At 69.6% G+C, this 3,391-nt stretch carries 3 protein-coding genes; all 3 read right to left on the reverse strand.

The annotated features are described in order from the left end of the window. Positions 1-91: 91 nt before the first annotated feature. Positions 92-1,189, reverse strand: coding sequence for a PotD/PotF family extracellular solute-binding protein (locus tag DPV74_RS40145; protein WP_048245295.1), 1,098 nt, complete (start codon positions 1,187-1,189; stop codon positions 92-94). Positions 1,190-1,339: 150 nt separating this feature from the next. Further along, positions 1,340-2,812 carry an aldehyde dehydrogenase family protein gene (locus tag DPV74_RS40150; RefSeq protein ID WP_060083318.1) on the reverse strand — a complete coding sequence of 491 codons (1,473 nt, stop codon included), beginning with the start codon at positions 2,810-2,812 and terminating at the stop codon, positions 1,340-1,342. Beyond that, on the reverse strand, positions 2,809-3,391 hold a 583-nt coding region (locus tag DPV74_RS40155; RefSeq protein WP_240440108.1), incomplete at its 5' end, for a thiamine pyrophosphate-dependent enzyme. The genes DPV74_RS40150 and DPV74_RS40155, both read right to left, overlap by 4 nt.

The raw sequence follows: 3,391 nt of genomic DNA on the forward strand, positions 1-3,391 counted from the left end.
GGGCCGTGCGGCAGCGGCGGCCGAGGCGCCGCCGGCCGGGCCGGCGGCGCTGGGTTCCGCGTGACGGGAGGAAGGCAGCGAGGCCATGTCGTCAGGCCGCGAAGAGGCTGGTATAGCGCTTGATCCACGCCGGCTGAACGGCAGCGAGCGCCTTGTCGTCGTGGAGGATGGCCTTCTCCGCGATCTGCTGCGGCGACGGCACGAATGCGCGGCTTTCCGCCGGGATCACGGCCTTCGAATTCACCGGCCCGTTCAGCACGTCCGCCGCCATCCGGCCCTGCACGCCCGCGTCGAGCGTGTGGTTGATGAACGCATGGATCAGGTCGAGGTCGCCCGGGTGCGCTTTCGGAATCACCGTGAACATCAGTTGCGTCGCGAAGCCTTCCTTCATCCCGTACGTCACGCCCATCTTGTAGTCGGGCTTGCGGATCTGGTCCGGGAAGAACGCGGGCGAATAGATGCCGCCGATGTCGAGCGAGCCGGTGCGGAACAGGTCGGCGACCTGGTTCGGGTTTTCGCCGAGCGTCATCACACGATCCTTGAGCGCCGCGAGCTTGCGGAAACCCGGCTCGATGTTCTGCTGCGAACCGCCGGCCAGCTTCGCGGCGACGATCGCGAGATCGACCGCCTCGGCCCACTCCGGCGGCGGAAGAAACAGGCGCCCCGCATATTTCGGATCCCACAGCGCTTCGTAGCTCGCCGGTGCGGTCTTGACGGTCGACGTGTTGTAGATCAGCCCGTCCGACCACAGCAGGTAGCCGACACCGAACCCGTTTGCGCCCGTGCGGTACTGCGGCGCGACGTCCTTCAGGTTCGGCAGCCGGTTCAGGTCCGGCTTCGCGAGCAGGCCTGCATCGGCGAGGCCGGCCGCACCGACGCCGGCCAGCGTGATCACGTCGTAGGTCGGCCGCTCGCCGGCGGCCTTGACCTTCGCGACCATGCCCGACGTGCCGTCCGCGCGGTCGGCGATCACGCGTGCGCCAGTCTGCTTGCTGAACGTTTCCGCGATGTTGCGCAGCGCGGCCGCACCGGTATCGTCAGACCACGTGAGGATGCGCAGCGTCTTGCCCGCGAAGCTGCTCGTCTGTGCCTTCGCAGTACTGATGAACGGCATCGGAAGGGCGGATGCGGCGAGTGCCGTGCCGAGGGTTTTGATCACCTGCCTTCTGCCCGCCTTGAAGTGTTGCATGGCCGTCTCCTGATGAACGATGCCGGGTGGTTCGATGCCGGTCGCCGAATGGCGGCGCGGGGTGTGGATGCACTGTAGGGACGTCAAATTTCCGCAACAAACGAAATATCCGCATGCGCGGCATGAGATAAACGCATGGCCCGGACGGCCTCAGCGGGCCGGCATCATGACCTGCTTGATCTCCTGGAATGCGGCCAGCCCGAACGGGCCGAGCTCGCGTCCGACGCTGCTGCGCTTGTAGCCGCCCCATGAGGTTTGCGGATAGATCAGTTGCGGCGTGTTGATCCACACGACGCCTGCTTCGAGCGCGTCGGCGACCCGCTTGCCGCGTGCCGCGTCGCGCGTGACGACGGTCGCGACGAGCCCGTATTCGGTATCGTTGGCGGCCGCGATCGCGTCGTACTCGGTATCGAACGTGCGGACGCACAGCACCGGCCCGAAGATTTCGTCGCGCCATAGCGGGCTGTCGGCCGGCACGTCGGCGAACAGCGCGGGCCGGATGAAGTAACCGGGGCCGGCGGGCACGTCGCCGCCCGTCACGAGCCGCGCGCCGTCGGCGCGGCCTTGCGCGATGTGGCGCTTCACGCGCTCGTATTGCGCGCGGTTCGTCAGCGGGCCCATCTGCACGCCGGGCGCGAACGGCGGGCCGACGACGGTCGCGTCGATCCGCCGCGCGAGGCGTGCGATCAGGTCGTCGGCGAGCGGCGCGGCGACGAGCACGCGCGAGGTCGCCGAACACATCTGCCCCGCGTTGAACAGGCCGCCGCCCGCGATCAGCTCGACCGCGTGGTCGGGATCGGCGTCGTCGAACACGACGATCGACGACTTGCCGCCGAGTTCGAGGCCGACGCCCTTGATCGTGTCCGCGGCGGTTTTCATGACCTGCGCGCCGACCGCCGTGCTGCCGGTAAACGACACCTTCGCGACGAGCGGATGCGCGCACAGCCGGGCACCGACGTCGGGGCCGGTGCCCGTCACGACGTTCAGCACGCCTGGCGGCAGGCCCGCTGCGGCGGCGATCGCGACGAGTTCGAGTTCCGGCAGCGGCGTGATCTCGGACGGCTTCAGCACGACGGTACAGCCGGCCGCGAGCGCCGGCGCGAGCTTCCATGCGGTCGTCACCATCGGGAAATTCCACGGCACGATCAGCGCGGCGACGCCGGCCGGTTCGCGCCGGATCCATGCGCGGTGGTCGTCGCCGGGCAGCGCGACCTCGGTTTCGCCGTCGGTGTCGACGCGTTCCGCGAGGCTGGCGTAGTAGTCGAACGTGGCGATCACGTCGGCGACGTCGATCTCCGCTTCGGCGAACGGCTTGCCGTTATTGAACGACTGCAGCGTCGCGAGCCGTGTGCGGTGCGTGTCGACGCCGCGCGCGATCGCGCGGAGCAGGGCCGCGCGCGCGGCACCCGTCGTGCGTTTCCAGCCGGGAAACGCGCGGGCCGCGGCCTGGACGGCGCGCTCGACGTCCGCGCTGCCGCCGGCAGCTACATGCGCGAGGACCGCTTCAGTCGACGGATCGACGATCGGCAACGTGGCGCCGTCGGCGCCGGACCCCCACGCGCCGGCGATGAAAAGCCCGGTACGCAGCGGCGGATCAAAGTGAAAATCGGGGGCCTGACTCATCGCTGCACCTGCTCGAACCATGTCGCTTCGTCGATCTCGATCACGGTCGGGATCGCGCGCGCGACGGCGTCGCGCAACGTGGCAGCCAGTGCGTCGGGCGTCGCGGCCGCGTGCGCCGCGCAGCCGAAGCCGCGCGCGAGCGCCAGGAAATCGGGCGTGTACGGATCGACGCCGATCGGCGTGATGTCGCGCGCGACCATGTATTTGCGGATCTCGCCGTAGCCGCGGTTGTTCCAGACGATCACGATCACCGGCACGCGGGCCTCGACCGCGCTCGCGAGCTCCGGCAACGTGAACTGCAGGCCGCCGTCGCCGATCAGGCAGACGACGGGGCGTGCGGGCGCGGCGAGTTTCGCGCCGATCGCGGCGGGCAGCCCGTAGCCGAGCGTGCCGTAGCCGGTAGACGAGTTGAACCAGCTGCGCGGTGCGTGCGCGTCGTGGGTGAAATTACCGACGTACACGGGGCTCGTCGAATCGCCGGCGACGATTACGCCGGGCAGCGCCGCGACGATCGTGTCGATCAGCCGCGCCTGCGCGCGCGCCGGGCCGTCGTGGCCCGACGCGATCGCGGCGCGCACG

It is taken from the genome of Burkholderia sp. HAN2018 (assembly GCF_024704855.1).
GTDB classification, from domain to species: Bacteria; Pseudomonadota; Gammaproteobacteria; order Burkholderiales; family Burkholderiaceae; genus Burkholderia; species Burkholderia cepacia.